Origin of the sequence: Brevundimonas sp., from assembly GCF_965227765.1 — a bacterium.
Lineage (GTDB): Bacteria > Pseudomonadota > Alphaproteobacteria > Caulobacterales > Caulobacteraceae > Brevundimonas.
On sequence record NZ_OZ245778.1, the window covers coordinates 1964994 to 1989233 of the forward strand.

At 66.3% G+C, this 24240-nt stretch carries 28 protein-coding genes, 2 tRNA genes and 1 other RNA gene; 14 read left to right on the forward strand and 17 right to left on the reverse strand.

Features of this window, described 5'->3' with window-relative positions:
* Positions 1–61 precede the first annotated feature (61 nt).
* The 3 genes from ACO05L_RS09475 to ACO05L_RS09485 all read left to right on the forward strand — a co-directional run bounded on the left by ACO05L_RS09475 (position 62) and on the right by ACO05L_RS09485 (position 2506).
* Positions 62–718, forward strand: coding sequence for a hypothetical protein (locus tag ACO05L_RS09475; protein WP_421728933.1), 657 nt, complete (start codon positions 62–64; stop codon positions 716–718).
* A gap of 53 nt (positions 719–771) precedes the next feature.
* Complete coding sequence (locus tag ACO05L_RS09480; RefSeq protein WP_421728934.1) at positions 772–1095, forward strand: hypothetical protein; 324 nt, start codon at positions 772–774, stop codon at positions 1093–1095.
* Between the two features lie 220 nt (positions 1096–1315).
* Positions 1316–2506 (forward strand): hypothetical protein, encoded by a 1191-nt coding sequence (locus ACO05L_RS09485; RefSeq protein WP_421728935.1) that lies wholly within the window; start codon positions 1316–1318, stop codon positions 2504–2506.
* 15 nt (positions 2507–2521) lie between these two features.
* Here the strand turns inward: ACO05L_RS09485 and ACO05L_RS09490 are convergent, their stop codons facing one another.
* The 6 genes from ACO05L_RS09490 to ACO05L_RS09515 all read right to left on the reverse strand — a co-directional run bounded on the left by ACO05L_RS09490 (position 2522) and on the right by ACO05L_RS09515 (position 9463).
* A complete protein-coding gene (locus ACO05L_RS09490) occupies positions 2522–2977 on the reverse strand; it encodes a response regulator (RefSeq protein WP_421728936.1) in 456 nt (151 codons plus the stop codon).
* A gap of 141 nt (positions 2978–3118) precedes the next feature.
* The gene (locus tag ACO05L_RS09495) at positions 3119–4327 is read right to left on the reverse strand and encodes an NAD(P)/FAD-dependent oxidoreductase (RefSeq protein ID WP_421728937.1); all 1209 of its coding nucleotides are present in this window, start codon (positions 4325–4327) and stop codon (positions 3119–3121) included.
* An 86-nt stretch (positions 4328–4413) separates the two neighbouring features.
* Entirely contained in the window at positions 4414–6282 is a 1869-nt protein-coding gene (locus tag ACO05L_RS09500; RefSeq protein ID WP_421728938.1) for a biotin carboxylase N-terminal domain-containing protein, read from the reverse strand.
* Between the two features lie 37 nt (positions 6283–6319).
* Entirely contained in the window at positions 6320–6694 is a 375-nt protein-coding gene (locus tag ACO05L_RS09505; protein ID WP_421728939.1) for a hypothetical protein, read from the reverse strand.
* 13 nt (positions 6695–6707) lie between these two features.
* Positions 6708–8324 carry a carboxyl transferase domain-containing protein gene (locus ACO05L_RS09510; RefSeq protein WP_421728940.1) on the reverse strand — a complete coding sequence of 539 codons (1617 nt, stop codon included), beginning with the start codon at positions 8322–8324 and terminating at the stop codon, positions 6708–6710.
* Positions 8321–9463 (reverse strand): isovaleryl-CoA dehydrogenase, encoded by a 1143-nt coding sequence (locus ACO05L_RS09515; protein WP_421728941.1) that lies wholly within the window; start codon positions 9461–9463, stop codon positions 8321–8323. The genes ACO05L_RS09510 and ACO05L_RS09515 overlap by 4 nt, the downstream gene beginning before the upstream one ends.
* Positions 9464–9551: 88 nt before the next feature.
* Between ACO05L_RS09515 and ACO05L_RS09520 the strand changes: the two genes are divergently transcribed.
* A complete protein-coding gene (locus tag ACO05L_RS09520) occupies positions 9552–10433 on the forward strand; it encodes a LysR family transcriptional regulator (RefSeq protein ID WP_421728942.1) in 882 nt (293 codons plus the stop codon).
* Between the two features lie 3 nt (positions 10434–10436).
* Here the strand turns inward: ACO05L_RS09520 and ACO05L_RS09525 are convergent, their stop codons facing one another.
* The 5 genes from ACO05L_RS09525 to ACO05L_RS09545 form a co-directional block, all read right to left on the reverse strand.
* Positions 10437–10658 carry a hypothetical protein gene (locus ACO05L_RS09525; protein WP_421728943.1) on the reverse strand — a complete coding sequence of 74 codons (222 nt, stop codon included), beginning with the start codon at positions 10656–10658 and terminating at the stop codon, positions 10437–10439.
* 16 nt (positions 10659–10674) lie between these two features.
* The gene (locus ACO05L_RS09530; RefSeq protein WP_421728944.1) at positions 10675–11139 is read right to left on the reverse strand and encodes a hypothetical protein; all 465 of its coding nucleotides are present in this window, start codon (positions 11137–11139) and stop codon (positions 10675–10677) included.
* 15 nt (positions 11140–11154) lie between these two features.
* Positions 11155–11478: a hypothetical protein gene (locus tag ACO05L_RS09535; protein WP_421728945.1), complete on the reverse strand. Its 324-nt coding sequence runs from the start codon at positions 11476–11478 to the stop codon at positions 11155–11157.
* A gap of 56 nt (positions 11479–11534) precedes the next feature.
* Positions 11535–12023: a helix-turn-helix domain-containing protein gene (locus tag ACO05L_RS09540; protein WP_421728946.1), complete on the reverse strand. Its 489-nt coding sequence runs from the start codon at positions 12021–12023 to the stop codon at positions 11535–11537.
* Positions 12024–12153: 130 nt separating this feature from the next.
* Positions 12154–12227: transfer RNA gene (locus tag ACO05L_RS09545), tRNA-Gln, on the reverse strand.
* Positions 12228–12382: 155 nt separating this feature from the next.
* Between ACO05L_RS09545 and ACO05L_RS09550 the strand changes: the two genes are divergently transcribed.
* Positions 12383–12459: transfer RNA gene (locus ACO05L_RS09550), tRNA-Pro, on the forward strand.
* 42 nt (positions 12460–12501) lie between these two features.
* Here the strand turns inward: ACO05L_RS09550 and ilvC are convergent.
* Positions 12502–13521 (reverse strand): ketol-acid reductoisomerase, encoded by a 1020-nt coding sequence (ilvC, locus tag ACO05L_RS09555; RefSeq protein WP_421728947.1) that lies wholly within the window; start codon positions 13519–13521, stop codon positions 12502–12504.
* Here ilvC and ACO05L_RS09560 point away from each other — a divergent pair.
* Positions 13520–14062: a DUF924 family protein gene (locus ACO05L_RS09560; RefSeq protein WP_421728948.1), complete on the forward strand. Its 543-nt coding sequence runs from the start codon at positions 13520–13522 to the stop codon at positions 14060–14062. The genes ilvC and ACO05L_RS09560 overlap by 2 nt on opposite strands.
* A 140-nt stretch (positions 14063–14202) precedes the next feature.
* Complete coding sequence (locus tag ACO05L_RS09565; protein WP_421728949.1) at positions 14203–15060, forward strand: thymidylate synthase; 858 nt, start codon at positions 14203–14205, stop codon at positions 15058–15060.
* A 1-nt stretch (position 15061) separates the two neighbouring features.
* Here ACO05L_RS09565 and ACO05L_RS09570 read toward each other — a convergent pair whose 3' ends face one another.
* Positions 15062–15649 carry a hypothetical protein gene (locus tag ACO05L_RS09570; RefSeq protein ID WP_421728950.1) on the reverse strand — a complete coding sequence of 196 codons (588 nt, stop codon included), beginning with the start codon at positions 15647–15649 and terminating at the stop codon, positions 15062–15064.
* A 186-nt stretch (positions 15650–15835) separates the two neighbouring features.
* Between ACO05L_RS09570 and ACO05L_RS09575 the strand changes: the two genes are divergently transcribed.
* Genes ACO05L_RS09575 through ACO05L_RS09585 form a run of 3 tightly spaced genes read left to right on the forward strand, consistent with a single transcriptional unit; the run spans position 15836 to position 17423 of the window.
* Positions 15836–16501 (forward strand): aquaporin, encoded by a 666-nt coding sequence (locus ACO05L_RS09575; protein ID WP_421731666.1) that lies wholly within the window; start codon positions 15836–15838, stop codon positions 16499–16501.
* A gap of 57 nt (positions 16502–16558) precedes the next feature.
* Positions 16559–17086 carry a dihydrofolate reductase gene (locus ACO05L_RS09580; protein ID WP_421728951.1) on the forward strand — a complete coding sequence of 176 codons (528 nt, stop codon included), beginning with the start codon at positions 16559–16561 and terminating at the stop codon, positions 17084–17086.
* 16 nt (positions 17087–17102) lie between these two features.
* Entirely contained in the window at positions 17103–17423 is a 321-nt protein-coding gene (locus tag ACO05L_RS09585; RefSeq protein ID WP_421728952.1) for a YbjQ family protein, read from the forward strand.
* On the opposite strand, the gene ACO05L_RS09590 is transcribed toward ACO05L_RS09585, so the two are convergent.
* Both ACO05L_RS09590 and ACO05L_RS09595 read right to left on the reverse strand, forming a co-directional pair.
* Positions 17420–18517, reverse strand: coding sequence for an NADH:flavin oxidoreductase (locus ACO05L_RS09590; protein ID WP_421728953.1), 1098 nt, complete (start codon positions 18515–18517; stop codon positions 17420–17422). The two genes, ACO05L_RS09585 and ACO05L_RS09590, sit on opposite strands and share 4 nt — an antisense overlap.
* Positions 18518–18643: 126 nt before the next feature.
* Positions 18644–19726, reverse strand: coding sequence for an Mrp/NBP35 family ATP-binding protein (locus ACO05L_RS09595; protein ID WP_421728954.1), 1083 nt, complete (start codon positions 19724–19726; stop codon positions 18644–18646).
* A gap of 74 nt (positions 19727–19800) precedes the next feature.
* Between ACO05L_RS09595 and miaA the strand changes: the two genes are divergently transcribed.
* From miaA to ACO05L_RS09610, 3 genes are all read left to right on the forward strand, one after another.
* The gene (gene miaA, locus ACO05L_RS09600; RefSeq protein WP_421728955.1) at positions 19801–20685 is read left to right on the forward strand and encodes a tRNA (adenosine(37)-N6)-dimethylallyltransferase MiaA; all 885 of its coding nucleotides are present in this window, start codon (positions 19801–19803) and stop codon (positions 20683–20685) included.
* Positions 20683–21049, forward strand: a transfer-messenger RNA (tmRNA) gene (gene ssrA, locus ACO05L_RS09605). Before miaA ends, ssrA begins: the two co-directional genes overlap by 3 nt.
* Positions 21050–21210: 161 nt before the next feature.
* A complete protein-coding gene (locus tag ACO05L_RS09610; protein WP_421728956.1) occupies positions 21211–21702 on the forward strand; it encodes an SspB family protein in 492 nt (163 codons plus the stop codon).
* A gap of 2 nt (positions 21703–21704) precedes the next feature.
* Here the strand turns inward: ACO05L_RS09610 and ACO05L_RS09615 are convergent, their stop codons facing one another.
* Both ACO05L_RS09615 and ACO05L_RS09620 read right to left on the reverse strand, forming a co-directional pair.
* Entirely contained in the window at positions 21705–22067 is a 363-nt protein-coding gene (locus tag ACO05L_RS09615; protein ID WP_421728957.1) for a RusA family crossover junction endodeoxyribonuclease, read from the reverse strand.
* Positions 22068–22074: 7 nt separating this feature from the next.
* Positions 22075–22707 carry a peptidylprolyl isomerase gene (locus ACO05L_RS09620; protein ID WP_421728958.1) on the reverse strand — a complete coding sequence of 211 codons (633 nt, stop codon included), beginning with the start codon at positions 22705–22707 and terminating at the stop codon, positions 22075–22077.
* A 77-nt stretch (positions 22708–22784) separates the two neighbouring features.
* On the opposite strand from ACO05L_RS09620, the gene fumC reads away from it, so the two are divergent.
* Positions 22785–24176 (forward strand): class II fumarate hydratase, encoded by a 1392-nt coding sequence (fumC, locus tag ACO05L_RS09625; RefSeq protein ID WP_421728959.1) that lies wholly within the window; start codon positions 22785–22787, stop codon positions 24174–24176.
* Positions 24177–24240: the final 64 nt, after the last annotated feature.

Here is a 24240-nt window from a genome sequence, read left to right on the forward strand (position 1 = left end):
ACGCCGGATCTCGAAGGGGAAAGTCCTTGTCCAGCCTCGCCGAAACCGACCAGATCGCCCGATGACCCGTCGCACCCTGCCCTTCTCGCTTCTGCTTCTGGCCTGCGTAGCGCCGATGGCGGCCCATTCCCAGACCCGCCCCACGACGCCCGTCCCACTGGTCGCACCGGGCGTCGCCTGGTCCTCTGAAGGCGGCGTCGCCCGCAGCGGCGTCAACGGCCTGAGCATCGACGACGGCGTGGCCAGCGTCGATGAAAGCACCCAATACAGCCTCAGCGCCCTGACCATCGACGCCGACGGGGTGATCCGCTTCACCTATGCCGACACCTGGACGCTGGAACGGCCCGAGCCCTCCGTATGCGACTTCACCTTCCGCCGCGTCGAACGCGCCCTGTCCCAGGCAGAGGCCAACGCCCTGGCCCTGCGGCTTTCGGCAGTCGAACTGGAGCGAATGAAGACCCTGCGACCGGGCCTTGAGACCACGAGCGCGCAGACTGTCGAGGGCAGCGCCGTCGTGCGCCAGATCGTCGACCGGTTCACCTGGCCGGACGCGGGCCGTACCGCTGTTGGCCTGTCGAAGACATGGATCTTCGTCCGGGACGCCAAGGCCTATTACGTCAACAAGACCTGCGTGTCGCATGAGGACGCCGCCAACCTGGTGGTGATCGACCAGTTGATCGGGCTCAACTACCGCCGCGATCCGGCGCCCGCCGCCTGACCTGTTGTCGCGCCCGGTTGTCGCATCCTGCGATGCGGCCTAGATGTGTGACCGTGCGCGGCCTGTCCTCCATCCTCGGCCTGTTTTCCGTCATGGCCGTCCTCATGCTCGGCGCCAGCGGCGCATGGGCCAGCGAACGCACGCCAATGGCCTGTCACGAATCCGTCAGCGCCATGGCAGGACACGATAACCCAGCACCCAAGACGCCAGCCAAGGCCATGGTCATGGCCTGCTGCATCGCCTGCGTCACGCCGGCGATCATCCAGCCCCCTGCCAGCCGCGTCGTCGCGCCTTCGCTCGACCTCGGCCAGCCTGCCCGCCTGACCCTGCCGCTTGGCCGGTCGCCAGCGCCCGAGCCTGGACCGCCCAAGGCCTGACCCTGATCGAGACCATCGTCGCGCCGGCCTGACGCCGGCGCCCACCATGATTTTGTTCAAGGAGGCCTCATTGGCTATCCACTATCGCGTCGGCCTGAGCGCCGGCGCCGCCCTGCTTTGTCTTGCGTCTGCTGCTGCGGCCCAAGACCATTCCCATCACGCCAGGCCGCCCGCTGAGACGGCGGCGTCCGATCCACACGCGGGACATGACATGGCAAACATGGCGCCCACCGATCACGCCGCCATGACCAGCGCGCTCGGCCCATGGCCCATGAGCCGCGACGCGTCGGGCACCAGTTGGCAACCCGACCTATCCGAACACGGCGGGGTCCACACCCAGAACGGCGACTGGTCGATCATGAGCCACGCCCTGATCAACCTGACCTATGACTGGCAGGAAGGGCCGCGCGGAGGCGAACAGACCTTCGTTTCAGGCATGATCATGGGCGCGGCGCGGCGCGATTTCGCCGATGGTTCGACCCTGAACCTGCGCGCCATGCTCAGTCCCGATCCCCTGATGGGCAAGGACGGCTATCCCCTGCTGCTGGCCGCCGGGGAAACCGCCGACGGCGTCAACCCTCTGGTCGACCGCCAGCACCCCCACGAACTGGTCATGGAGTTGTCAGCCAGCTACTCGCGGCGGCTTTCCGACACCGACAGCGTCTTCGCCTATGTCGGATTGCCCGGCGAGCCCGCCTTCGGCCCGCCCGCCTTCATGCACAGGATGAGCGCGATGGACTCGCCCGAGGCGCCCATTACGCACCACTGGCTCGACTCGACCCATATCGTGTTCGGCGTGGCGACCCTGGGCTGGGTCCACGACGCCTTCAAATTGGAGGCTTCTTCCTTCCGGGGCCGCGAACCGGATCAGGATCGCTACGACATCGAGGAACCCGAGTTCGACAGTTGGGCCGTGCGCGCCTCGTGGAACCCCAGCCCGTCCTGGTCGGTCCAGGCCTCATACGCCGATGTCACCGCGCCCGAACAGCTCGAGCCCGACGAGGACGAGACCAAACTCTCGGCCAGCGCCATCCATACCCGCCGGTTCGGGACCGAGGGCTGGTGGTCCTCGACCCTGGCCTGGGGGCGAAAGACCAATGATCATGACGAGTCCAAGGACGGCTGGCTTTTCGAGACGGCCGTCAGTCCCGATGATCGCTGGACGGTCTTCGGCCGCGTGGAGCGGATCGAGACCGATGAACTGGTCCCGGGCGTCGGCGGTGGCCATGGCGATCTCCACACGGTCGCAAAGGCTTCGATCGGCGTGGTTCGCGACTGGCGGATCGCCGACAACACCCGTCTGGGCCTAGGGGGCCTTTATGCCGTCAACCGCGTGCCGGGCGCTCTTGAATCCCTGTACGGCAGCGATCCCAACGGGGCGATGATCTTCATCCGGCTGAAGATCGACTAAGCGCGCAGGCTTGAGCTAGCCCTCGGGCGGGTTTTCCGGCGGCGTCGTCAACCATGGCGCCGGCCGGAACCTGCGCGGCGGCTCGGTGACGCTGTGGTTCTCAATGTATCGAGCGGCGAAGCTCAACACGCTACGAATGGTCTGTTCGTCGAACGGTTTGGACACTGCGCCCAAGGCTCCGGCGAAACCCTCGGGGATCTGTTCCAGATTGGCGGTCAGGAAGACCACGGCAGTGCCGTAGGTGTCGACCAGATGGCGGGCGATCAACGGCCCCGTCTGGCCGTCCAGCAGGTTGATGTCGACCAGAGCGATATCTGGCGGGTCAGAGGCCGCGATCGCCATAGCGCCCGGCTGATCCATGGCGGCGCCGACGATCAGGCAACCGGCGTCTCCCACGACCATTTCGAGGTCGAGCGCGAGCAGCGCCTGATCCTCGACGATCAAGACCTTGATGCCGTCCAATCCAGTCAACGCCTACCCCAAACACGGCATTCGACCCCCAAGCGAACCCGCTTTTGTCGGCTACCGGACACTTCAACGTACTTATGGTGAATTGGTTCGTGGCCGCCCCGTAAAAATACGCAGGCGCGCCTGTCCCAAATCGGAGGCGGATCAGACTTCCTTGATCGGGATGCCTGTGTCGGCCAGCCGAGACGGATCGACGCTTCGCCGCGCGCCCAGCATCATGCGGCCCACCATGAAGTCCTGGGGCATGTTGATGGCCTCGACCGCTTGGACCGTGCCGCCGGACAGGTGGAAGACCGAGAATCTGCGGCTGCCCGGATCGCCGCGCACCACGACCTGATCCACGTCGAACGGCATCCCGGCGATCTGGAGCTTCAGGTCGTACTGGTCGGACCAGAACCACGGCGTCTCGGGCTTGGGTGGATTGGCGCCCGAGATGGCGGCTGCCGCCTGACGCGCCTGTTCCAGGGCGTTGGGCACGCTTTCCAGACGCAGGGAGCGGTCATAGATGCTCATGGGCCGCTGGGTCATGTCGCCGATGGCGAAGATGGCGGGATCGGAGGTCCGCGCCTCGGCGTCCACCACCACGCCGTTGTCGCACGTCAGCCCGGCGTCACGCGCCAGTTCATCGTTCGGCAGCGCCCCGATGCCGACCAGGACGGCGTCGCAGCCGACGACATCGCCGTTGGCCATCCGCACGCCCGACACATGGCCGTCCAGACCCTCGAAGCCCGCGATGTCGCAACCGAAGTGGAAGCGAACGCCATGCTCTTCGTGGACTTCACGGAAGAAGCCGCTCAGCACCGGACCGGCGACGCGGGCCAGCAGTCGGTCCTCGCGCTCCAGCACATCGACCTCGGCGCCCAGGGCGCGCGCCGAGGCCGCGACCTCCAGGCCGACGTAGCCGCCGCCGATGATGGCCAGGCGGAAACCGGGCTTGAACCAGGCCTTGATCGCCTCGGCGTCCTCGATGGTCCGCAGTTCCAGGAACCCGGCCAGATCGCTGCCGGGCAGCACAAGTTTGCGCGCCCGCGCGCCCGTGGCGATGATCAGGTGATCGTAGGAAACCCTGTCGCCGGTCGACAGCTCGACGACCTTGGCGTCGCGGTCGATGCGGATCACGCGCGTGCTGGTGCGCAGACCGACCTTGGCCTCGCCGTACCATTCGCGAGGGCGCAGGGTCAGGGCGTCGGCGTCGACCTCGCCCTTCAGCCAGCCCTTCGACAGGGGCGGCCGTTGATAGGGCGGGTGTGGCTCCTCGCCGATCAGGACGATCGACCCGTCGTAGCCCTGCTGGCGCAGCATGGCCGCAGCCGTGCCTCCGCCGTGACCCGCTCCGATAATGACGACGCTCATGCCGGTTCCTGTTCCACCCAATGCGACAGGCGGTTAGGCGGTCAGACCCTGTGTCGTCAACCGAACGGTCGACCCGACAGGCCTCATCAGCCCGCATCAGCCTCGATACGGACCAGGACAGCGCCCTCCGCGACCTGGCTTCCGGCGGCGACGGAAAGGGCGGTCACCGTGCCGTCGAAGGGCGCGACCATGCCGTGCTCCATCTTCATGGCCTCCAGCGTCAGCAGCTTCTGGCCGCGCACGACCGCCTGGCCGTCCTCGACATCGACCGAGATCACCTTGCCCGGCATGGGGCTGAGGATCGCCCCGTCCGAGGCGCCGCCTCCCCCACCCGCGCCATCGACCCGACCCGGCCCGAGGGGCCAGGCCTCGCCGTCGAGGAACAGAATGTCACGACCGGCGACCGAGGCCACATGGCCGCCCGCCGTGGCAGAGGTCTCGGCCAGATGGACAGAGCCGGCCACGGAGACGGCGACCCGACGCTGCGTCGGGGCATTGGCGCGAAAGCCTGTCAGGTCGGTCCAGGCCGCCCCGGTCGGGGCCTTGATCAGGGCCGAGGCCGCGGCGGTCTTCACCGCGTCGGACGGCTCTGCGGTCGGGACCAGCACGTCCAGGCCCCGCTCGATGAAGCCGGTGTCCACACGGCCAGCCACGAAGTCGGCGTCGGCGGCGGCGCGGGTCAGGAAGGCGGCGTTGGTGCGGACGGGCCAGACCTCCACCTGGGCGCAGGCGGCGGCCAGTTTGGCGGCGGCGGCCTCGCGTGTCGGGGCGTGGACGATCAGCTTGGCGATCATCGGGTCATAGAAGGGCGTAACCTCGCCGCCCTCATAGACGCCGGTGTCGATGCGCACATCATCGGGCAACCGCAGGCGATCCAGCGGCCCCGTCGATGGCAGGAAGCCCGCCGTGGGGTTCTCGGCATAGAGGCGCGCCTCCATGGCCCAGCCGTCGATGGCCAGTTCGTCCTGACGCTTCGGCAGGGGTTCGCCCGAGGCGACACGCAGCTGCCATTCGACCAGATCCTGGCCGGTGATGGCCTCGGTGACCGGGTGTTCGACCTGCAGCCGGGTGTTCATCTCCATGAACCAGATGCGGTCGGCGCGCAGGCCCTCTGTACCATCGGCGATAAACTCGATGGTGCCGGCGCCGACATAATCGACAGCCTTGGCCGCCTTCACCGCCGCCGAACAGACGGCTTCGCGCACCTCTGGCGTCATGCCCGGGGCCGGGGCCTCCTCGATCACCTTCTGGTGGCGGCGTTGCAGCGAGCAGTCGCGCTCGAACAGGTGGACCACCTCGCCGTGGGTGTCGCCGAACACCTGAACCTCGATGTGGCGCGGCGACAGGATGTATTTCTCGATCAACACCCGGTCGTCGCCGAAGCTGGCGGCCGCCTCGCGCTGGCAGGACGCCAGCATGTCGATGAAGTCGGCGGAGGCCTCGACCTTGCGCATCCCCTTGCCGCCGCCTCCGGCGACGGCCTTGACCAGGACCGGATAGCCGATGGCGTCGGCCTGGGATTTCAGATGCTCGGGGTCCTGGTTCTCGCCCATGTAGCCCGGGGTCACCGGCACGCCCGCCGCGATCATCAGAGCCTTGGCCGAATCCTTCAGACCCATGGCGCGGATCGAGGACGCGGGCGCTCCGACCCAGACCAGACCCGCCGCCACCACGGCCTCGGCGAAGTCGGCGTTCTCGGACAGGAAGCCGTATCCGGGGTGGATCGCCTCGGCGCCCGTCGCCTTGGCCGCCGCGATGATGCGATCGCCCAACAGATAGGATTCACGCGCAGGAGATGGACCGATATGCACCGCTTCGTCCGCCATCCGAACATGCAGGGCCTGGGCGTCCGCATCCGAATAGACGGCGACTGTGCGCACGCCGAGTTTGCGGGCGGTCTTGATGATGCGGCAGGCGATCTCGCCGCGATTGGCGATCAGCAGGGATCGGATCATCGGCTCTGTCTCCGGGAATTCTGGGTCGCGGCCATGGTCATTCCCCCTGCGGCGGGCAGCGAAGCACGGTCCATTCGGGGCCGTCGCCATAGGTGAAGAACAGCGTCTGCAGATCGTCAGACAGGATCATGGTCCGGCCCAGCCGCTCCATGCCGTCATAGTCCTCGTGATCGACCACCACATGGATGCCGTTCGACTCGGCCGGGCTGACGGCGACGACCGTATCCCCGGCCTCGAAATAGGTCAGGGCGTCGGCGGTGATGGCGACGTTCTGGCCGCTCTCGCGGTCATGGCAGAGCGACAGGTCGCTGCTCCAGTCGCCGTGGAAGCGTTCGGGAATGGCGTTCGACGCCGCGTCCTGGGCGGGCGAGACGGCGACCAAGAGGCTGATCAACAGGGCGTTCAGGATCATCGGTGCGCCTCGATCACATACGGAAGACGCCGAACGCCGGGCGTTCGGGCATGGGGGCGTTCAGGGTCGCGGCCAGGGACAGTCCCAGGATGTCGCGGGTCTGGGCCGGGTCGATCACGCCGTCGTCCCACAGGCGGGCGGTGGCGTACCAGGGATTGCCCTCGTCTTCGTACTTCTGACGGATGGGAGCCTTGAAGGCCTCGGCCTGTTCGGGCGTCCAGGTTTCCGCGTCCCGGTGAACGGTGGCCAGCACCGAGGCCGCCTGTTCGCCGCCCATGACGCTGATCCGGCTGTTGGGCCAGGTAAACAGGAAGCGCGGCGAATAGGCCCGGCCGCACATGCCGTAGTTGCCGGCGCCGAAGCTGCCGCCGATCAGGACGGTGATCTTGGGCACGCTGGCGGTAGCGACGGCGGTGACGAGTTTCGCGCCATGCTTGGCGATCCCCTCGGCCTCGTACTTGCCGCCGACCATGAAGCCCGAGATGTTCTGCAGGAACAGCAGCGGGATTTTCCGCTGGCATGCCAGTTCGATGAAGTGGGCGCCCTTCTGGGCGCTCTCACTGAACAGAACGCCGTTATTGGCCAGGATGGCGACCGGCATGCCCCAGATGTGGGCGAAGCCGCAGACCAGGGTGGCGCCGTACAGGGCCTTGAACTCGTGGAACTCGGACCCGTCCACCAGCCGGGCGATGACCTCGCGCACGTCATAGGGGGCGCGCACGTCCTGCGGCACGACGCCGTACAGTTCCTCGGGCGAATACAGGGGCGCGCGGACGGTGGCCATGTTGACCGGCGGCAGGGTCTGGGGCGGCAGGGTCGAGACGATGTCGCGCACGATGGTCAGGGCGTGTTCGTCATTGTCGGCGACGTGGTCGACGACGCCGGACTTGCGGCCATGGGTGTCGGCGCCGCCCAGTTCCTCGGCCGAGATGACCTCGCCCGTCGCGGCCTTCACCAGAGGCGGGCCGGCCAGGAAGATGGTGCCCTGATTGCGCACGATGACCGTCTCGTCCGACATGGCCGGGACATAGGCCCCGCCCGCCGTGCACGATCCCATGACGCAGGCGATCTGGGGGATGCCCTTGGCGGACATATTGGCCTGATTGAAGAAGATGCGGCCGAAGTGATCGCGGTCGGGAAACACCTCGGCCTGGTGCGGCAGGTTCGCCCCACCGGAATCGACCAGATAGACGCAGGGCAGATGGTTCTGTTCGGCGATCTCCTGCGCCCGAAGGTGCTTCTTGATCGTCATCGGGAAATAGGCCCCGCCCTTCACCGTCGGATCGTTGCAGACGATCATCACCTGACGACCGGACACGCGCCCGACCCCCGCGATCATCCCCGCGCCAGGTGCGCCGTCGGGCTGGTCCACGTTGCCATACATGCCGTTGGCGGCCAGCTGGCCGATCTCCAGAAACGGCGAGCCGGGGTCCAGCAACCGCTCCACCCGATCACGGGGCAAGAGCTTGCCGCGTCCCGTATGGCGATCCCGCGCGCGCTGATCGCCGCCCAGACCGGTGCGAGCCACGTCGGCGCGCAGGGTGTCCACGAGGGCGCGATTGTGCGCGGCGTTGGCCTTGAAGGCCTCGCTTGCGGCGATCAGGTTGGACTGAAGAACGGGCGCGCTCATGCCCCCAACAGCTCCCGGCCGATGAGGAAGCGGCGGATTTCGTTGGTGCCCGCGCCGATGTCATAGAGTTTGGCGTCGCGGACCAGCCGTTCGACGGGCCATTCCTTGGTATAGCCCGCGCCGCCCAGGGCCTGGACGGCCTCCAGCGAGACCTTCACCGCATTCTCGCTGGCCAGCAGGATGGCTCCGGCGGCGTCATAACGGGTGGTTTGGCCGGCGTCGCAGGCGCGCGCCACCGCATAGACATAGGCGCGGGCCGAGTTCAGGGCGACGTACATGTCGGCGACCTTGGCCTGCATCAGCTGGAACGAGCCGATGGGCTTGCCGAACTGCTTGCGCTCGCGGACATAGGGCAGGACCACGTCGAGCGCCGCCTGCATGATGCCCAGCGGCCCGCCCGACAGGACGGTGCGCTCATAATCCAGGCCGCTCATCAGCACCGCCGCTCCGCGCCCCTCGCCGCCCATGATGTTCTCGTCGGGAACCTCGCAGTCCTCGAACACCAGTTCGGCGGTGTCCGAGCCGCGCATGCCCATCTTGTCGAGCTTCTTGGAGACCGAGAACCCCTTCATCCCCTTCTCGATCAGGAAGGCGGTGACCCCGCCGTTGCCCTCGCCCGTGCGGACATAGACGACCAGGGTGTCGGCGGTCGGAGAGTTGGTGATCCAGAACTTGGTGCCGTTCAGGACCCAGCGATCCCCCTTGCGCTCGGCCCGCGTCCGCATCGACATGACGTCGGAGCCGGACCCGGCCTCGGACATGGCCAGCGATCCCAGATGCTCGCCCGAGATCAGCTTGGGCAGATACTTGGCCTTCTGCTCAGGCGTCGCCCAGCGGTTGATCTGATTGACGCAGAGGTTGGAGTGGGCGCCGTAGCTCAGGCCGATGGAGGCGGAGGCTCTGCTCACCTCCTCCATGGCGATGACGTGTTCGAGGTAACCCATGCCCAGGCCGCCATCCTCTTCGGGCACCGTGATGCCGTGCAGACCCAGTTCGCCCATCTCGGGCCACAGGTCGCGGGCGAAGGTGTTGGTCTCATCGATCTCGGCCGCGCGGGGGGCCAGACGATCCGTGGCCCATTTGGCCGTGGTTTCGCGGATCATGTCGGCGTTCTCGCCGAGCTGGAAGTCGAGCTGCATGGTTCGGGTCTCCTGATCCCGCCACCATAGCCCGCTGCGCCGCATCGGGAAGTTTCAATTCCGGCTGCGCTTATTATAGATGGCGTCTATGATCGATCGCTATCTGCTGCGCTATTTTCTTGCCGTCGTGGACCAGGGCGCGTTCACGCGGGCAGCAGCCCAGTGCCGGGTGTCGCAGCCGACGCTGTCGGTGGGCATCGCCAAGCTGGAACGGCTGGTCGGTGTAAAGCTGATCAATCGGACCAACCGGCGCGTGGACCTGACACCGGCAGGCGTCCGCTTCGCAGTCCATGCCCGGCGTATCGAGGCCGCCTTCCTCGACGCCCAGGCGGTGGGCGAGGCCGATACCGACAGATCGGCGCCCCTGACGCGGCTTGGCGTCCTGTCGACCCTGCCCGGCCGCTGGATGGAACGCGCCCTGACGGCGGCCCGGGCTGCCGGCGAACGGATCGAGATCGTGGAGGGCCGGCAGAAGGACCTGCATGGCTTTCTGGAGCGTGGGCGCATCGACGCGGCGATCTGCATCGTCGATGGCGACCCGCGTGTGCAACGGGCCCTGTTCACCGAGCCCTATGGCCTGGTCCTGCCGCTAAGCCACCCCTTGGCCGATGAGGTCGAGATCGAGGCCGAAGCTGTCGCCGCCGAGACCATGATCGTGCGCAGGCATTGCGAAGCCCTGGCCGAGACGAGCCGACATTTCACGGCACGAGGCGTGCGCCCTTTCATGGCGGCCAAGACGACCAGCGACGACCGGGCCCTGGCCTATGTGCGGTCGGGCCTTGGCGTCACGGTCATGCCGCGCGGCTTTGTCGGAGACGGCGTCGCCATCCCGCGGCTGGCTGGTTTCGGCGTCACGCGGACCATCGGGGTGCTGATCCACCCCGATGCGGGGCGAAAGATCGGCCAGAGCCGGGCGCTGGAGATCCTGGCGTCGGAGTTCCAGGCCCTGGCCGATGCGACAAGCGGCTGAAACTCAGGCGTCCTTGCTGGCCCGCTGCTGCAGCCATTCCTGCAGCCGTGTCATGGCGTCTAGGTCCAGCCCGTCACTGCGCGGGCCGTCGCGAAAGCCGTTCGAGAGCACGGCGCAGAGCCTGGCCGCACCGGCATGGTCGTGAATGGGGTGCGTCAGGATGAAGGTTTCGCAGTCCTCGAGAAGCGGTTCGCCCTCTTCCTCTGACAACTCCTGCTGAGCCATCAGCATTGTCCAGGTGTCAAACACCCCTTGGATTGAGAAGCTGGTTACCATTGGATGCCTCCTCGAGGCGAAAACGGCGGGCGGCCCAGGCTTCCCAGGCGCCAGCGAACAGAATGATGCTGATGACCAGCCAGACGCCCATGCGGATCGTCACGCCGGTCCAGACGAAATATCGGCCCGCCTCGCCCTGAACGATCCAGGGAACGAGGTAAGTGATGAAGGCGATGTTCTGGAACCCCGTCGCCGGAAGCAGCCACCAGCGATGCGCGCGCAGCGCCATCACCCAGAAGGCGATGAGTATGATGGTGTCGACGATCGCTGCGCCCAGCCGCCAGTTGTCGATCTCGAGCGGCGCCAGCAATCGGGCGCCGACCCAGGAAAAGACCACCAGGCCCACCGCGACACGTTCAGGCCATTCGCCGTGACGGAGCAAGAGAAGCACCGCCGCAACATTGGCTATGAGCATCGCGAGGATGAGCAAGACGGTGGCCCGGTATCAGGCCGCTTCGGCTTCAAAGCCGGCGGGCTGAACGCCTTCCTTGCCGGAACCGCCCGGCTTGGTTTCGCCAGCGGCCATCGAGGTCCACTCGATGCCGAGACGACGGGCGTCCCGTGCAAAGGCGTCGTGGGCGGCGATGGTCGAACGGCGCGCCGCGACGCTGGCGCTGATGGCCTCGACGATATGGTCCAGACCCTTCTGGCCGGCCTGGGCGGCAAGGCCGGCGGAGACCCGTCCCTCGGCCAGGTTGGACAGCATCTGACCATAGGCGGCCAGGCTGCGATCAAGGGCGTGTTCGCTGCTGCGGAGATCGGCGGCCACGATCGTGGCAAAGCGATCAGCCGGTGACATAGGGGTGAGATTCACAGGGGAAATCCTCATGATGGCGGTGCGGATGCGTAGGTCGCCGCCGCCGTTCTGTCCGCCGATCCGAAGAGGGTGACTGCCCCCGCAACGATGCTGAAAGTCAGCAGACCGATGAGGGTCCACAGCAGGATCAGCGCCGTTCGGGCCGAGGCCCAGCGCGGTGGCGTTCGAAGCGCCCCGAGCCGTGCATAGGCCTGGTACAGGGACCAGGACCGCTCGCCTTCACCATCCTCGGAGACGGTGATCCGGTCCGGGGTGACGCCCTGATCTGGGGCGACATCCGGGCTGCTGGCGATACTCACTTTCTGCTCTGAGTATGAAGTGAGTAGTTTTTCGGCGGCGGCGCGCCGGTCGTTCACGCCCAGTTTGCGATAGGCCCGGTTCAGGTGATTACCGACCGTGCGTTCGGATACGCCCAGCTGGGTGGCGATCGCGCCATTGCGCAATCCTTCACCCGCCAGACGAACGCAGACTTCTTCCGAACGTGTAAGCGGCGTCATCAACCTCTCCCCCTCCCAAGGTTAACGGGACGAGGCGACGCGGGTCCAGCGGCGTTAGCCGCAAAACCTCGTTAAATTACTGAATTCTTCGGAGGGCGCCGACCGAGAGATACGGTCCAGGCGGGGCGGATGGCTGGGGAACAAGGACTCGAACCTTGAATGACGGTACCAAAAACCGGAGTGTTACCATTACACCATTCCCCAGCAGGTCCGGCGCCCCGAGAGCCTTTGGCCCGCGGGAGGCGGTCAGATACGCCAAGCCCGCGGGGGATGCAACACTCGTCTGAGAGTGTTTTTTAGAGGCCCAAGATGGCCGCTTGCAGCGGTCGAATCCCGTCGCTATAAGCCGCGCCCTAAGTCGGAGTGTGGCTCAGTCTGGTAGAGCACTGCCTTCGGGAGGCAGGGGTCGGAGGTTCGAATCCTCTCACTCCGACCATTAGATCCGGCGCCGCCCGAGCGCCGTACCCCCCTTCATCTCTCAAGCATCATTGGCCGCTGCCGCGACCGCATTCAGATGCGCGCCGACGGATTCGATGGTGCGCTCGCCCAGGGCCTTGCGTCGGGCCAGCAGTTCAGGCGAACCGGCGTCATAGTCGGCCATCAGCCGTTTGACGAAGCCGCCGCCCTGTACGTCAGACAGCACCCCGTCCATGGCCTTCAGCGAAGCCTCGCCGATAACGCGCGGCCCTGTCAGATAGGCGCCGTATTCGGCCGTGTTCGAGATCTTGGCGAAGGCGCCCGCGATGCCGCGTTCGTACATCAGGTCGGTGACCAGCTTGACCTCGTAGAAACATTCGAACCACGCCACCTCGGGCGGATAGCCCGCGTTGACCAGCTTCATGAAGGCCCCGTCGATCAACTCGGCGACCCCGCCGCACAGCACCACCTGTTCGCCGAACAGGTCCGATTCGCATTCGGCGGCGAAGGTGGTCTCCAGGATGCCCTTGCGGCCGCAGCCCAGCGCCGAAGCATAGGACAGGCCGATGGAATGAGCCTTTCCGGTTGCGTCCTGATGCACGCCGAACAGGCAGAAGACCCCCTCCCCGGCCTCGTACAGGTCGCGAATGCGTGGGCCGATGCCCTTGGGCGAATCGAGGATGACATCCAGGTCGGCGCGCGGCGTCACCAGCCCGAACCGCACGGACAGGCCGTGGGCGAAGATCAAGGCGGCGCCGGGCTTGATGCTGGGCTCGATCTCGTCGCGATACAGATCACGGTGCGCCTCGTCCGAAACCATCATGGCGACCACGTCGGCGCCGGCGGTCGCCTCGCCCGCCGTCAGAACCGGGAAACCGTCAGCCATCGCCTTCTCGCGCGTCGCTGAGCCTGCCTTCAGGCCGATGACGATGTCGGTCACGCCCGAATCACGCAGGTTCAGGGCGTGGGTGCGCCCCTGGCTGCCGTAGCCGATCACGGCGACCCGCTTGCTGCGGATGATCGACAGGTCGCAATCGCGGTCGTGGAAGACGGGAAGCGGATTGGGTAGGGTGCTGCTCATGTCCGACCTCATAACGATTTCCGCCGTCCTCGCCTTCTGGAAAGAGGCCGGCCCGGCCAAATGGTACGCCAAGGACGAAGCCTTCGACCGTGAGTTCCGAGACGCGTTCCACGATCTGCATTGGGCGGCGGCCCGGCGTGAGTTGGACGGCTGGATGGACACCGCCGAGGGCGCTCTGGCCCTGATGATCCTGCTCGATCAGTATCCCAGGAACAGCTACCGGGGCACGGGACACCAGTTCGCGACCGACGGGCTGGGCCTGATGTTCGCCAGACAGGCCGTCGCACGGGGCTATATGGCTCAGGTCGAAGAAACCATGCGCCAGTTCTTCGTCACCCCCTTTGAACATTCTGAAGACCTGGCGGACCAGGACGCGGCCGTGACCCTGTCGGCCGCGATGCCCGAGGTGCTGAAATACGCCCACATCCACCGCGACATCATCGTTCGCTTCGGTCGGTTCCCGCATCGCAACGCCGCGCTGGGGCGAGAGACGACGGCGGAGGAACAGGCCTTTCTGGATGGCGGCGGGTTCGGCGGTTGACCCAGTAAAAAGTACGCTGCTCGGCGCGGGAGTACGATACTCGAGAAGCAGCGGGTTGGGAGGCGGATACCCACAGCTGAGTCGCCGTACGGTAATCGAATCGATTCGCGACGAATCGCGATGTACGGCACTGTTCGGCCATGAACGCCATCGCCGCCGTAGCCGAACTTCAGCACCGTACCGGCGCCATTCCAGCCGACCATCCGGAATGGCAATACCTGAACCTGTTGCGCGACATCCTCGACAATGGAGCGCGGCGCGACGACCGGACGGGCACCGGCACCCTGGGCGTGTTCGGCCGGCAGATGCGGTTCGACCTGTCCAAGGGATTTCCCCTGCTGACCACCAAGAAGCTGCATCTGCGCTCGATCATCGTCGAGCTTTTGTGGTTTCTGCGGGGCGAGACCAATATCCGCTGGCTCAAGGAAAACGGCGTCAGCATCTGGGACGAATGGGCCGACGTCGAAGGCGAGCTGGGGCCAGTCTATGGCAAGCAGTGGCGGTCCTGGGCAGCGCCCGACGGTCGAATGATCGACCAGATCGAGCGGCTGGTCGAAAGTCTGAAGACCAATCCCAACAGCCGCCGCCATATCGTGTCCGCCTGGAACCCGGCGGATATCGAGGACATGGCCCTGCCGCCCTGCCACTGCCTGTTCCAGTTCTTTGTCGCGGACGGAAAACTGAGCTGCCAGCTATATCAGCGCTCGGCCGACGTCTTCCTGGGCGTGCCGTTCAACATCGCCTCCTATGCCTTGCTGACCATGATGGTGGCGCAGGTGGTGGGCCTGGAGCCCGGCGACTTCGTCCATACCTTCGGCGATGCCCACCTGTATCTGAACCACGTCGAACAGGCCGAGCTGCAACTAAGCCGCGAGCCCCTGGCCCTGCCGACCATGACCATCGCGCCAAGGACCGACCTGTTCGCCTATGAGCCCGCCGATTTCGTGCTGAGCGACTATGCGCCGTGGCCGCACATCAAGGCGCCGATCGCGGTGTGAGCTAGCCGACCTCTGGTGCGACCATCTTCATGGCCTTCAGCTTGGCGGTCAGGGTGGCGTCGGGGGTGATGCGTTCCAAGGCCACGGAGTTCTTCAGCGCGCCCATGCTGACCGTGGCGCGGTAGGCGACCACCTCGCCGGCGCCAACACCGAATTCCTCAACCCCCGCTCGGTTCTGAGCGCCGGCCAGAGCGCCGAAGGCCAGCTGCATCTCATGGCGACCCACGTCGAGCGGGATGGCGGTGAAGCGAGGGCTTTTCAGCTGGGCGACGACACGGCCATCGACGCTGACATTCATGCCTGCCGCCATGCCGACGAAGCCTTCGCGGAACACGATCAGCATCGCCCTGCCCGGCTCGGGCCTCAGGTTCAGAGCGGCTTCCTGCTGGGCCGGCTGGGCGGCGCGACCCGCGCGATTGCCGGCCAGATTGGCCATGATATAGGCCGTGAAGACGCCGATGAAGCCGCCGATGAAGGCTGGCAGCCAGCCTGCGGACCCGCCCGCCGACGCAACCATGAAGCTGATGCCGCCGGAAATGACGAAGGCGACGACGAAGCCAACGATGATCGGCTTGATATATTTGGTCACGAGGCGCCTCGGATGGATCAGAGATAGATTCCAAGCGGCTCAACAGCTTGACAGTTCCAGACCCGCTTCTCGGAAAACATCTCTACTCATAACGCCGGTTCGCGAACTGGCGTCACCATAAGACTCGGCGCACCCTCGCCCTCGATCCGCGATCACGCGGGCAGGCAAACGGGGAGGTTCGCCATGATGAAGAAATTCGCGGCCGAGTTGGTCGGGACGATGGTGCTGGTGTTGTTCGGCTGCGGAGCGGCAGTGCTGGGACCGGCGCCGTTCGATCAGTTGGCGGTGGCGCTGGCGTTCGGCTTCGCCATCGTGGCCATGGCCTATGGCATTGGTCCGGTGTCGGGGTGTCACGTCAATCCGGCGGTCAGCCTGGGGGCTTTCCTGGCCAAACGGATGAGCGGCAAGGATATGCTGATCTATTGGGTGGCCCAGTTCCTTGGCGCCCTGATCGGGGCCGCCATCCTGGGGACCATCGCCAAGACCGGGTTCGCCAACCTGGGCCAGAACGGCTGGGGGCCGGGCTATCTGGGCGAATATTCGATGCAGGCGGCGCTGGTGTTCGAGATCGTTATGACGGCCATCTTCGTCGTCGTCATCCTGGGCGTGAGCGGCGACAAGGGGCATGGACCGTTCGCGGGCGTGGCCATCGGCATCACCCTGGCCGTCATCCACATCGTCGGCATCCAGGTGACGGGCGTGTCGGTCAATCCGGCGCGCAGCTTCGGCCCAGCCGTGCTCGCGGGTGGCCCGGCATTGAGCCAACTGTGGCTGTTCATCGTCGCACCGGCCATCGGGGCGGCGATCGGCGCGCTGCTGTACCGCTTGAAAGTGCTGGACCCCGACGCCTGAGGCGCTAGGTCTGAAGGGGCGCGGCGGCATCGTCGCGCCCCATGACCGGAGCCCACCATGATCCAGCCCTCCATCGCGCTCGTCGTCGCCCGGGGACGTAATGGGGTGATCGGCCAGGACGGGGACCTGCCCTGGCGGCTGCGCTCAGACCTGCAAAGGTTCAAGGAGATCACCCTGGGCAAGCCCTGCATCATGGGGCGCAACACCTGGGAAAGCCTGCCGCTGCGGCCCCTGCCCGGCCGGCTGAACCTGGTCCTGACCAAGGACCTGTCCTACGAAGAGCAGGGCAAGGCCAAGGGCGCCGTCGTTTGTTCCAGCCTGGACGAGGCGCTGGATATCGCGCGCGAGACGGCCATCGACGACGATATGCACGAGGTCTGCATCATTGGCGGCACCGCCCTGTTCGAGACGACCCTGGCGCGCGCCAAGCGGATATATCTGACCGAGGTGGACGCCGCCCCCGAAGGCGATGCAACCTTCCCCGCCTTCAATGAGAACGACTTCCGCGAACTGTCCAGCGAAGCGCGGACGGCCGGCGAGAAGGACGACCACGACTTCACTTTCCGCGTCCTCGAACGCGTCTGACCGACAGGAGACCGCCATGCTGATCGCCACCACCAACGACCTGCCCGGCTATCGCGTCGTGCGCCACCTGGGTGTCGTGCGGGGCATCACCGTGCGCTCGCGCAACGCCATCAGCGACTTCGGCGGACAGGTCCAGGCCATGTTCGGCGGCAAGGTCGGCGTCTATATCAAGCTGGCCGAGGCGGCCCGCAAGGAGGCGATGGACGAACTGATCGCCCATGCCCAGGCCGAGGGCGCCAACGCCATCATCGCCATGCGCTATGACGCCAACGACATCGCCGACGGCATCACCGAGGTGCTCGCCTATGGCACCGCCGTGGTGGTCGAGCCGGCCTAGCTGAGGGACATCAGCGCGCTGCGTTCGAAGTCCTTCAGGTCGCCCAGGCGGCCGTCGCGGATCTTCTCGACCCAGTGGGGATCGGCCAGCAGAGCGCGACCGACGGCGACGAGGTCAAACTCGTCACGCTCCAGCCGTTCGATCAGACCGTCCAGCGAGGCCGGCTTCGAGCCTGCGCCACCGAAGGCGGCGATGAACTCTCCGTCCAGGCCGACCGAGCCGACGGTGATGGTCGGCTTGCCCAGCAGCTTCTTGGTCCAGCCGGCGAAGTTGAGGTCCGAGCCTTCGAACTCGGGCTCCCAGAACCGGCGCTGCGAACAGTGGAACACGTCCACGCCCGCGTCCGACAGGGGCGCCAGCCACTCGACCAGTTCGTCGGGCGTCTCGGCGTTTTTGGCGTCATAGTTCTGCGACTTCCACTGCGAGACGCGCAGGATCAGGGCCATGTCCTCGCCGACGCCTTCGCGCACGGCCTTGACCACCTCGGCGCCGAAGCGGGCGCGGTCGCGGATCGTGGCGCCGCCCCAGCGGTCGTCGCGAACATTCAGGCCGCTCCAGAAGAACTGGTCGATCAGATAGCCATGCGCGCCGTGGATCTCGACGGCGTCGAAGCCCAGTTCCTTGGCCGCGCGGGCCGAGCGGCCGAAGGCCGAGATGGTGTCGGCGATGTCCTCGTCGGTCATCGGTTCATATTTGACCTTGCCGGGCGCGGTCATGCCCGAGGGACTGTCGACCTGACCCTCAGGCGTCCAGTCCGCGCCCTGTCCGCGCGAGGAGCCGACGTGCCAGATCTGGGGCGCGATCAGGCCGCCGGCGCCATGCACCTGTTCGACCACCTTCTTCCATTCGGGCAGGGCCTCGCCGTAGAAAAAGGGCACCTGAAGGTCGTTGCGCGCGGCGGGCCGTTCGACGACCGTGCCCTCGGTGACGATCAGGCCGACACCGCCCTCGGCGCGGCGGCGATAATAGGCGGCGACATCCTCGGTCGGGACGCCGTTCGGCGAGAAGGACCGCGTCATCGGCGCCATGACGATCCGGTTCGGCAGGGTCAGGGACTTGATCTGGAACGGGCGGAACAGGGCGTCGACGGACATGAAGAGGTTCTCGGTTCTGGTCTGGAACAGACAAGGTGGCGATTAAAGTTGCGTTTGAAAACCCTCAGAAGCTGCTTTTCTTGTTTTCGTCATTGCCCGGCTGGATCGGGTAATGACGATAAGAAATTACAGCCCCAAGGCCTTCGCCACCGTTTCTGCAAACGCCGCGAACCTTTTGGCGACATCACTGTCCGCATCCGCCACGACAACCGGCCGGCCGGCGTCGCCGCCTTGCCGGACCGACGCCTCCAGCGGCAGTTCACCGAGATAGGGAACGCCCAGCCGGCCGGCCTCCGCCTCGGCTCCGCCGCGACCGAAGACATCGCCGCTCATGTTCTCGATCAGGCCCAGGGTCGGGACGTTGACGCGCTGGAATAGCGTATGGGCGCGGCGGGCGTCTGCCAGGGCGACTTCCTGGGGCGTCGACACGATCACGGCGCCGTCCAGAGGCGTCTTCTGGATCAGGGTCAGTTGGACGTCGCCGGTGCCGGGCGGCAGGTCCACCACCAGCACATCGAGCGGCGCCGCCTCGGTTCCCCAGCGCGTCTGGGTCAGCATCTGGGTCAGGGCCTGGGACGCCATCGGGCCGCGCCAGATCATGGCGTCGCTGGCCTTGGTCAGCAGGCCCACGGACATGGCCTTCAGGCCGAACACCATGGGCGGAACAATCGCCCCGTCCTCGTAGGCGGGCTGGCCCGACAGACCCAGCATGGTGGGCAGGGACGGGCCATAGACGTCGGCGTCCAGGATCCCGACCGACAGGCCGCGCGCATGCAGGGCGGCGGCCAGGTTCACGGCGATGGTGGACTTGCCGACCCCGCCCTTGCCGCTGGCCACGGCCAGGACGCGTCGGACGTGGGCGGGCCGATCGGTCGGCACGGGAGCCTTGGCGCGGGTCTGTTCGACAGCAGCGGGCGACAAGCCGGCGGTGCGTTTGGGCGGCGCGGCGGGGGCCGTTTCCGCAGTCAGGATGACCGAGACCCGGGTCATGCCGGGCATGGCCTTCAGCGACGCCTCGGCCGCGTCACGGACGGGGGCGTAGAGGGCGGTGTCGGAGGCTGCGACCTCGATGACGAAACCGGCGCGATCCTCGGCGACGGTCAGCCCCTTGGCCAGGCCGGACGCGACCAGCCCCTGTCCCGTTTTCGGGTCGGAGATGGCGTCCAGAACGGCGGTGACGGCGGCGCGGGAGATCGGCGGATGCGACAACGGGCTTTGCTCTCAAGCTTGCAGGCGAAGACCGCTGCTTCTATCGCCCCATGAACCCCGCCGCGAGCCTTCCTTTGTCATCACCCCTGATAACCCTGATCGCCGGACCGACCGCCTCGGGCAAATCCCGCCTGGCGCTGGAGATGGCCGAGCGTACCGGCGCGGTCATCATCAACGCCGACAGCCAGCAGCTCTATGCCGACCTGCGCGTGCTGAGCGCCCGCCCCTCGCTCGAGGACGAAGCCAGGGCCGACCACAGGCTGTACGGGATCGCCGACGCCGCCGTGGCCTGGTCGGTCGGACACTGGAGCCGGGCTGTCGCCGACCTGCTGGGAAGCTTGCGCGCAGAGAGCCGCCCGGCCCTGATTGTGGGCGGCACGGGCCTTTATTTCAGCGCCCTGACGCGCGGTCTGGCCGACATCCCGCCCGTCCCGGCGGCGGCGCGCGAGGAGGCCACGGCTCTTTATGACACCGAGGGCGAAACCGCCTTCCGGCTCAGGCTGACCACCTTCGATCCGCCCGCCGCAGCGGCCATCGCGCCCGGCGACCGGCAACGGTTGACGCGTGCCTATGCGGTGGCGCGAGCGACGGACCGGTCGCTGTCGGACTGGCAGGCCTCGACCACGCCGATGCTGGAACCCGGAACCTATCAAAAGCTGGTCATCGAGCCGGACCGGGCGGCTCTCTACGCCAACTGCGACCGTCGGGTCACCGAGATGGTCGAACAGGGCGCGCTGAACGAGGTTCGCGCCCTGTCCGTCCGCAACCTCAACCCTGCCCTGCCAGCCATGAAGGCTGTGGGCGTGCGCGAGTTCGCGTCTCATCTGGCGGGCGAGACGACCTTGGACGACGCCATCGAAGCGGCGCGTCAGGCGACCCGCAACTACGCCAAGCGGCAGCTGACCTGGTTCCGCAACCAGACGGCGGACTGGCCGCGACACGGCCTTTCCACTTCCTAACTTGGAACCTGGGCCCGCAGCGCCTATATAGGTCTTGCCGGGGCTTGCTCCGGATATGGCGATAAACGCGCTTGTAATAAGCGGACCGGACCCGGGTGCGATTCCCGGCGGCTCCACCAACTCTCTCAGCGCGTTATCGGCGGGAGCTGCGGGGCCGACTAGCATCGACGGACGTGTAAAGAAGACTGCTTTCGCTCGTCCTGGCCCACCGTATCGGGCCATTTTCTAACTGCGAACGATAACTTCGCTGGAGAAGTCCGCCTCGCCGCGTAATGCGGTTCGGTTGATTTCGAACTCTTAAGTCCTCAGGGATCAGTTCCTGGGGCGGGGCCTGTCGGGGAGCCTGCCAACAGAATCCCCGGCGCTTGTTCCAGCTGGAAACGGCTCCCCTGTTTTTCCGCGAGACTGGGAGCCTGCCAACAGAATCCCCGGCGCTTATCCACACATCTCGACTTCCACCTGCGGCGCTGGGCGGTTATCAGTCTGGCCGCCGCCATCGTATCAGAGCGGGCGCTTGAGGATCCGATGGCGGAAGACACCCCCCCGATCGACGAAATGGACTACGAAGCCCTGACCATGGAGGCGCTGCGGGGAACCGTGCGTCTGGCGCTGCTGCGCGCGGCCGAGCCGAGCGGCATTCCTGGCGAGCACCATTTCTACATCACCTTCAAGACGCGCGGCCGCGGCGTCACCGTGCCGCCCGACGTGTTGGCCAAATATCCCGATGACATGACCGTGGTGCTGCAACACCAGTATTGGGACCTGTCAGTCGAGCATGATCTGTTCTCGGTCATGCTGAAGTTCGGCGGAATGCCCAAGGTGCTGACCGTGCCCTATTCGGCGGTGACGCGCTTCTACGACCCTAGCGTCCAGTTCCTGCTGGAGTTCGATGAGCCCGAACTGGAGCCTGCAGAAGTGGCCGAAATGCCCGCGGCGGCGCGGCCGACCGCGCCTGCATCCGGCGGCGACGACGACGGTCCCAAGGTCGTGTCGCTGGACCAATTCCGCAAGAAATAGGCTTAACCCACCGGCTTACGCGGGAAGCAGCGGATGGTGATGCGTTCGCGCTCGCCCTCATGCCGCTCGACCAGAAGCCTGGCGACCTGGCTGTCGTCGTGGAACAGATAGCCCTTGATGGCGTCCAGCAGAGCCTTGGCCAGGTTGTCGAGATCCATCCACGGCGGATCGCCGACGTGCTCCATGACGATCTCGACGACATAGTCGCCATAGGACGGGCGCGAGTTCCATTCCTTGCGCATGAACTCATAGACCAGGGGCTTGTAGTATTTGGCCTGGGTGGTCAGGCCGTCGATGGTGATCTCGACAACCTCTCCCGCCTCGCGGGCGCGGACCTTGCCCGTTCCGATCCAGCCCGCCGTCATGTGCGCCTCATGGATGGCAGGCCGCAGGAATGGCGCCGACGACACGGGCCGAGGTGATCTTGATCGCCGGGGTCAGGGCCTCCTGATCGTCCGCGGGCGACATCTGGATGGCGCGGGCCACATCAAGCCCCTCGATCAGATGGCCGAAGGCGGCGAAGCCCTGGCCGTCCGGGTTGCGGGCGCCGCCAAAATCCAGGCTGGGCGTGTCCTGGGTGACGATAAAGAAGCTGGACGTGGCGCTGTCGGGACCGTCCCGCGCCATGGAGATGACGCCCGCCGTGTGGCGCAGGCCGGTGTCGCGGGTGCGCTCAAGCACGATAGGCGGGCGCGAGGCGTCGTCGGAGCCATGCTCGGTCGCGGCCTGGATCACGTCGATCGGGTTGGGATTGGCGGTGTTGGTGGCGCGGACCACGGTGCGGAAGAAGCTTCCGGTGTCATAGTCGCGACGGATGACATAGCCGAGGAAGTTGCACGTCGAGATCGGCGCATGGGCCAGGTCCAGTTCCAGCACCATCCGGCCGGCCTCGGTCTCGATGGCTACGCGGGGCTGGGGCGAGGGATCGGCCGTGGTGGCGCACCCGGCCAAGGCGACAGCCGAGGCGGCGAGGATCAGAAAAGGCTTCGCTGCTGGACGGGGCATGGTGTCTCCTTGTTCGCGCGTCCCTGCGTGCTACACGCCTGCGCACCTTCCCGCCACGCCTGAGACGAGCGACGCGCATGACCCAGTACCGCACCGAAACCGACACCTTTGGCCCCATCGAGGTCGACAACTCCAAATACTGGGGCGCCCAGGCGCAGCGCAGCCTGGGCAATTTCAAGATCGGCTGGGAGAAGATGCCCCTGCCCGTCGTCCGTGCCCTGGGCATCGTCAAGCGCGCCGCCGCCGAGACCAACATGGCCCTGGGCAAGCTGGATCCCGAGATCGGCAAGGCCATCGTCAGCGCCGCCAATGAAGTGATCGACGGCAAGCTGAACGACCACTTCCCCCTGGTCGTCTGGCAGACGGGTTCGGGAACCCAGTCCAACATGAACGCCAATGAGGTGATCTCGAACCGCGCGATCCAGATGCTGGGCGGCGAGATGGGGACCAAGAATCCGGTCCACCCCAACGACCACGTCAACATGAGCCAGTCGTCCAACGACACCTATCCCACGGCCATGCACGTCGCCTGCGCCGAACAGGTGGTCAATGACCTGCTGCCCGCCCTGAAGCACCTGCACGCCGCCCTGGACGCCAAGGCCAAGGGCTGGGCCCACATCATCAAGATCGGCCGCACCCATACCCAGGACGCCACGCCCCTGACCCTGGGCCAGGAGTTCGGCGGTTACGCCCAGCAGGTCGAGAACGGCATCAAGCGCATCGAGCAGACCCTGCCGGCCCTGATGGAACTGGCCCAGGGCGGCACCGCCGTCGGCACCGGCCTGAATGCGCCCGTCGGCTTTGCGGAAAAGGTCGCCGAACAGATCGCCGGCATCACCGGCCTGGCCTTCACCACGGCGCCGAACAAGTTCGAGGCCCTGGCCGCCCACGACGCCATGGTCTTCTCGCACGGCGCCATCAACACGGTCGCCGCCTCCCTGTTCAAGATCGCCAACGACATCCGCTTCCTGGGCTCCGGCCCCCGTTCAGGCCTGGGCGAGTTGGCCCTACCGGAGAACGAGCCGGGCTCCTCGATCATGCCCGGCAAGGTCAACCCGACCCAGTGCGAAGCCCTGACCCAGGTCTGCGCGCAGGTTTTCGGCAACAACGCCGCCCTGACGTTCGCCGGCTCGCAAGGGCATTTCGAGCTGAACGTTTATAACCCGGTGATGGCCTACAACTTCCTGCAGTCGGTTCGACTGGTGGCGGATGCGGCGATCAGCTTCACAGACAACTGCGTCGTCGGCATCGAGGCCCGTGAGGACAATATCGCCCGCGGCCTGAACAACTCGCTGATGCTGGTGACGGCGCTGAACGGCAAGCTGGGTTACGACGCCTGCGCCAAAATCGCCAAGACCGCGCACAAGAACGGCACCACCCTGCGCGAGGAAGCGGTGGGCGGCGGCTATCTGACCGAAGCCGAGTTCGACGAAGCCGTACGGCCCGAGAAGATGATCTCGCCGGGCTGAGGTTGGGGCTTAACGCCAAGGCGTCTGGCCACCTGGATCACGAAATGAAAAAACGCCGGGGCAA

What these genes read in the sequence shown, in the direction of transcription:
- ACO05L_RS09475 (WP_421728933.1), top strand. Translation starts at nt 62, where the DNA reads ATGACCCGTCGCACCCTGCCCTTCTCGCTTCTGCTTCTGGCCTGCGTA.
- ACO05L_RS09485 (WP_421728935.1), top strand. Translation starts at nt 1,316, where the DNA reads ATGGCGCCCACCGATCACGCCGCCATGACCAGCGCGCTCGGCCCATGG.
- ACO05L_RS09495 (WP_421728937.1), bottom strand. Translation starts at nt 4,327, where the DNA reads ATGAGCGTCGTCATTATCGGAGCGGGTCACGGCGGAGGCACGGCTGCG.
- ACO05L_RS09500 (WP_421728938.1), bottom strand. Translation starts at nt 6,282, where the DNA reads ATGATCCGATCCCTGCTGATCGCCAATCGCGGCGAGATCGCCTGCCGC.
- ACO05L_RS09505 (WP_421728939.1), bottom strand. Translation starts at nt 6,694, where the DNA reads ATGATCCTGAACGCCCTGTTGATCAGCCTCTTGGTCGCCGTCTCGCCC.
- ACO05L_RS09510 (WP_421728940.1), bottom strand. Translation starts at nt 8,324, where the DNA reads ATGAGCGCGCCCGTTCTTCAGTCCAACCTGATCGCCGCAAGCGAGGCC.
- ACO05L_RS09515 (WP_421728941.1), bottom strand. Translation starts at nt 9,463, where the DNA reads ATGCAGCTCGACTTCCAGCTCGGCGAGAACGCCGACATGATCCGCGAA.
- ACO05L_RS09520 (WP_421728942.1), top strand. Translation starts at nt 9,552, where the DNA reads ATGATCGATCGCTATCTGCTGCGCTATTTTCTTGCCGTCGTGGACCAG.
- ACO05L_RS09525 (WP_421728943.1), bottom strand. Translation starts at nt 10,658, where the DNA reads ATGGCTCAGCAGGAGTTGTCAGAGGAAGAGGGCGAACCGCTTCTCGAG.
- ACO05L_RS09540 (WP_421728946.1), bottom strand. Translation starts at nt 12,023, where the DNA reads ATGACGCCGCTTACACGTTCGGAAGAAGTCTGCGTTCGTCTGGCGGGT.
- ACO05L_RS09560 (WP_421728948.1), top strand. Translation starts at nt 13,520, where the DNA reads ATGTCCGACCTCATAACGATTTCCGCCGTCCTCGCCTTCTGGAAAGAG.
- ilvC (WP_421728947.1), bottom strand. Translation starts at nt 13,521, where the DNA reads ATGAGCAGCACCCTACCCAATCCGCTTCCCGTCTTCCACGACCGCGAT.
- ACO05L_RS09565 (WP_421728949.1), top strand. Translation starts at nt 14,203, where the DNA reads ATGAACGCCATCGCCGCCGTAGCCGAACTTCAGCACCGTACCGGCGCC.
- ACO05L_RS09575 (WP_421731666.1), top strand. Translation starts at nt 15,836, where the DNA reads ATGAAGAAATTCGCGGCCGAGTTGGTCGGGACGATGGTGCTGGTGTTG.
- ACO05L_RS09580 (WP_421728951.1), top strand. Translation starts at nt 16,559, where the DNA reads ATGATCCAGCCCTCCATCGCGCTCGTCGTCGCCCGGGGACGTAATGGG.
- ACO05L_RS09585 (WP_421728952.1), top strand. Translation starts at nt 17,103, where the DNA reads ATGCTGATCGCCACCACCAACGACCTGCCCGGCTATCGCGTCGTGCGC.
- ACO05L_RS09590 (WP_421728953.1), bottom strand. Translation starts at nt 18,517, where the DNA reads ATGTCCGTCGACGCCCTGTTCCGCCCGTTCCAGATCAAGTCCCTGACC.
- ACO05L_RS09610 (WP_421728956.1), top strand. Translation starts at nt 21,211, where the DNA reads ATGGCGGAAGACACCCCCCCGATCGACGAAATGGACTACGAAGCCCTG.
- ACO05L_RS09615 (WP_421728957.1), bottom strand. Translation starts at nt 22,067, where the DNA reads ATGACGGCGGGCTGGATCGGAACGGGCAAGGTCCGCGCCCGCGAGGCG.
- ACO05L_RS09620 (WP_421728958.1), bottom strand. Translation starts at nt 22,707, where the DNA reads ATGCCCCGTCCAGCAGCGAAGCCTTTTCTGATCCTCGCCGCCTCGGCT.
- fumC (WP_421728959.1), top strand. Translation starts at nt 22,785, where the DNA reads ATGACCCAGTACCGCACCGAAACCGACACCTTTGGCCCCATCGAGGTC.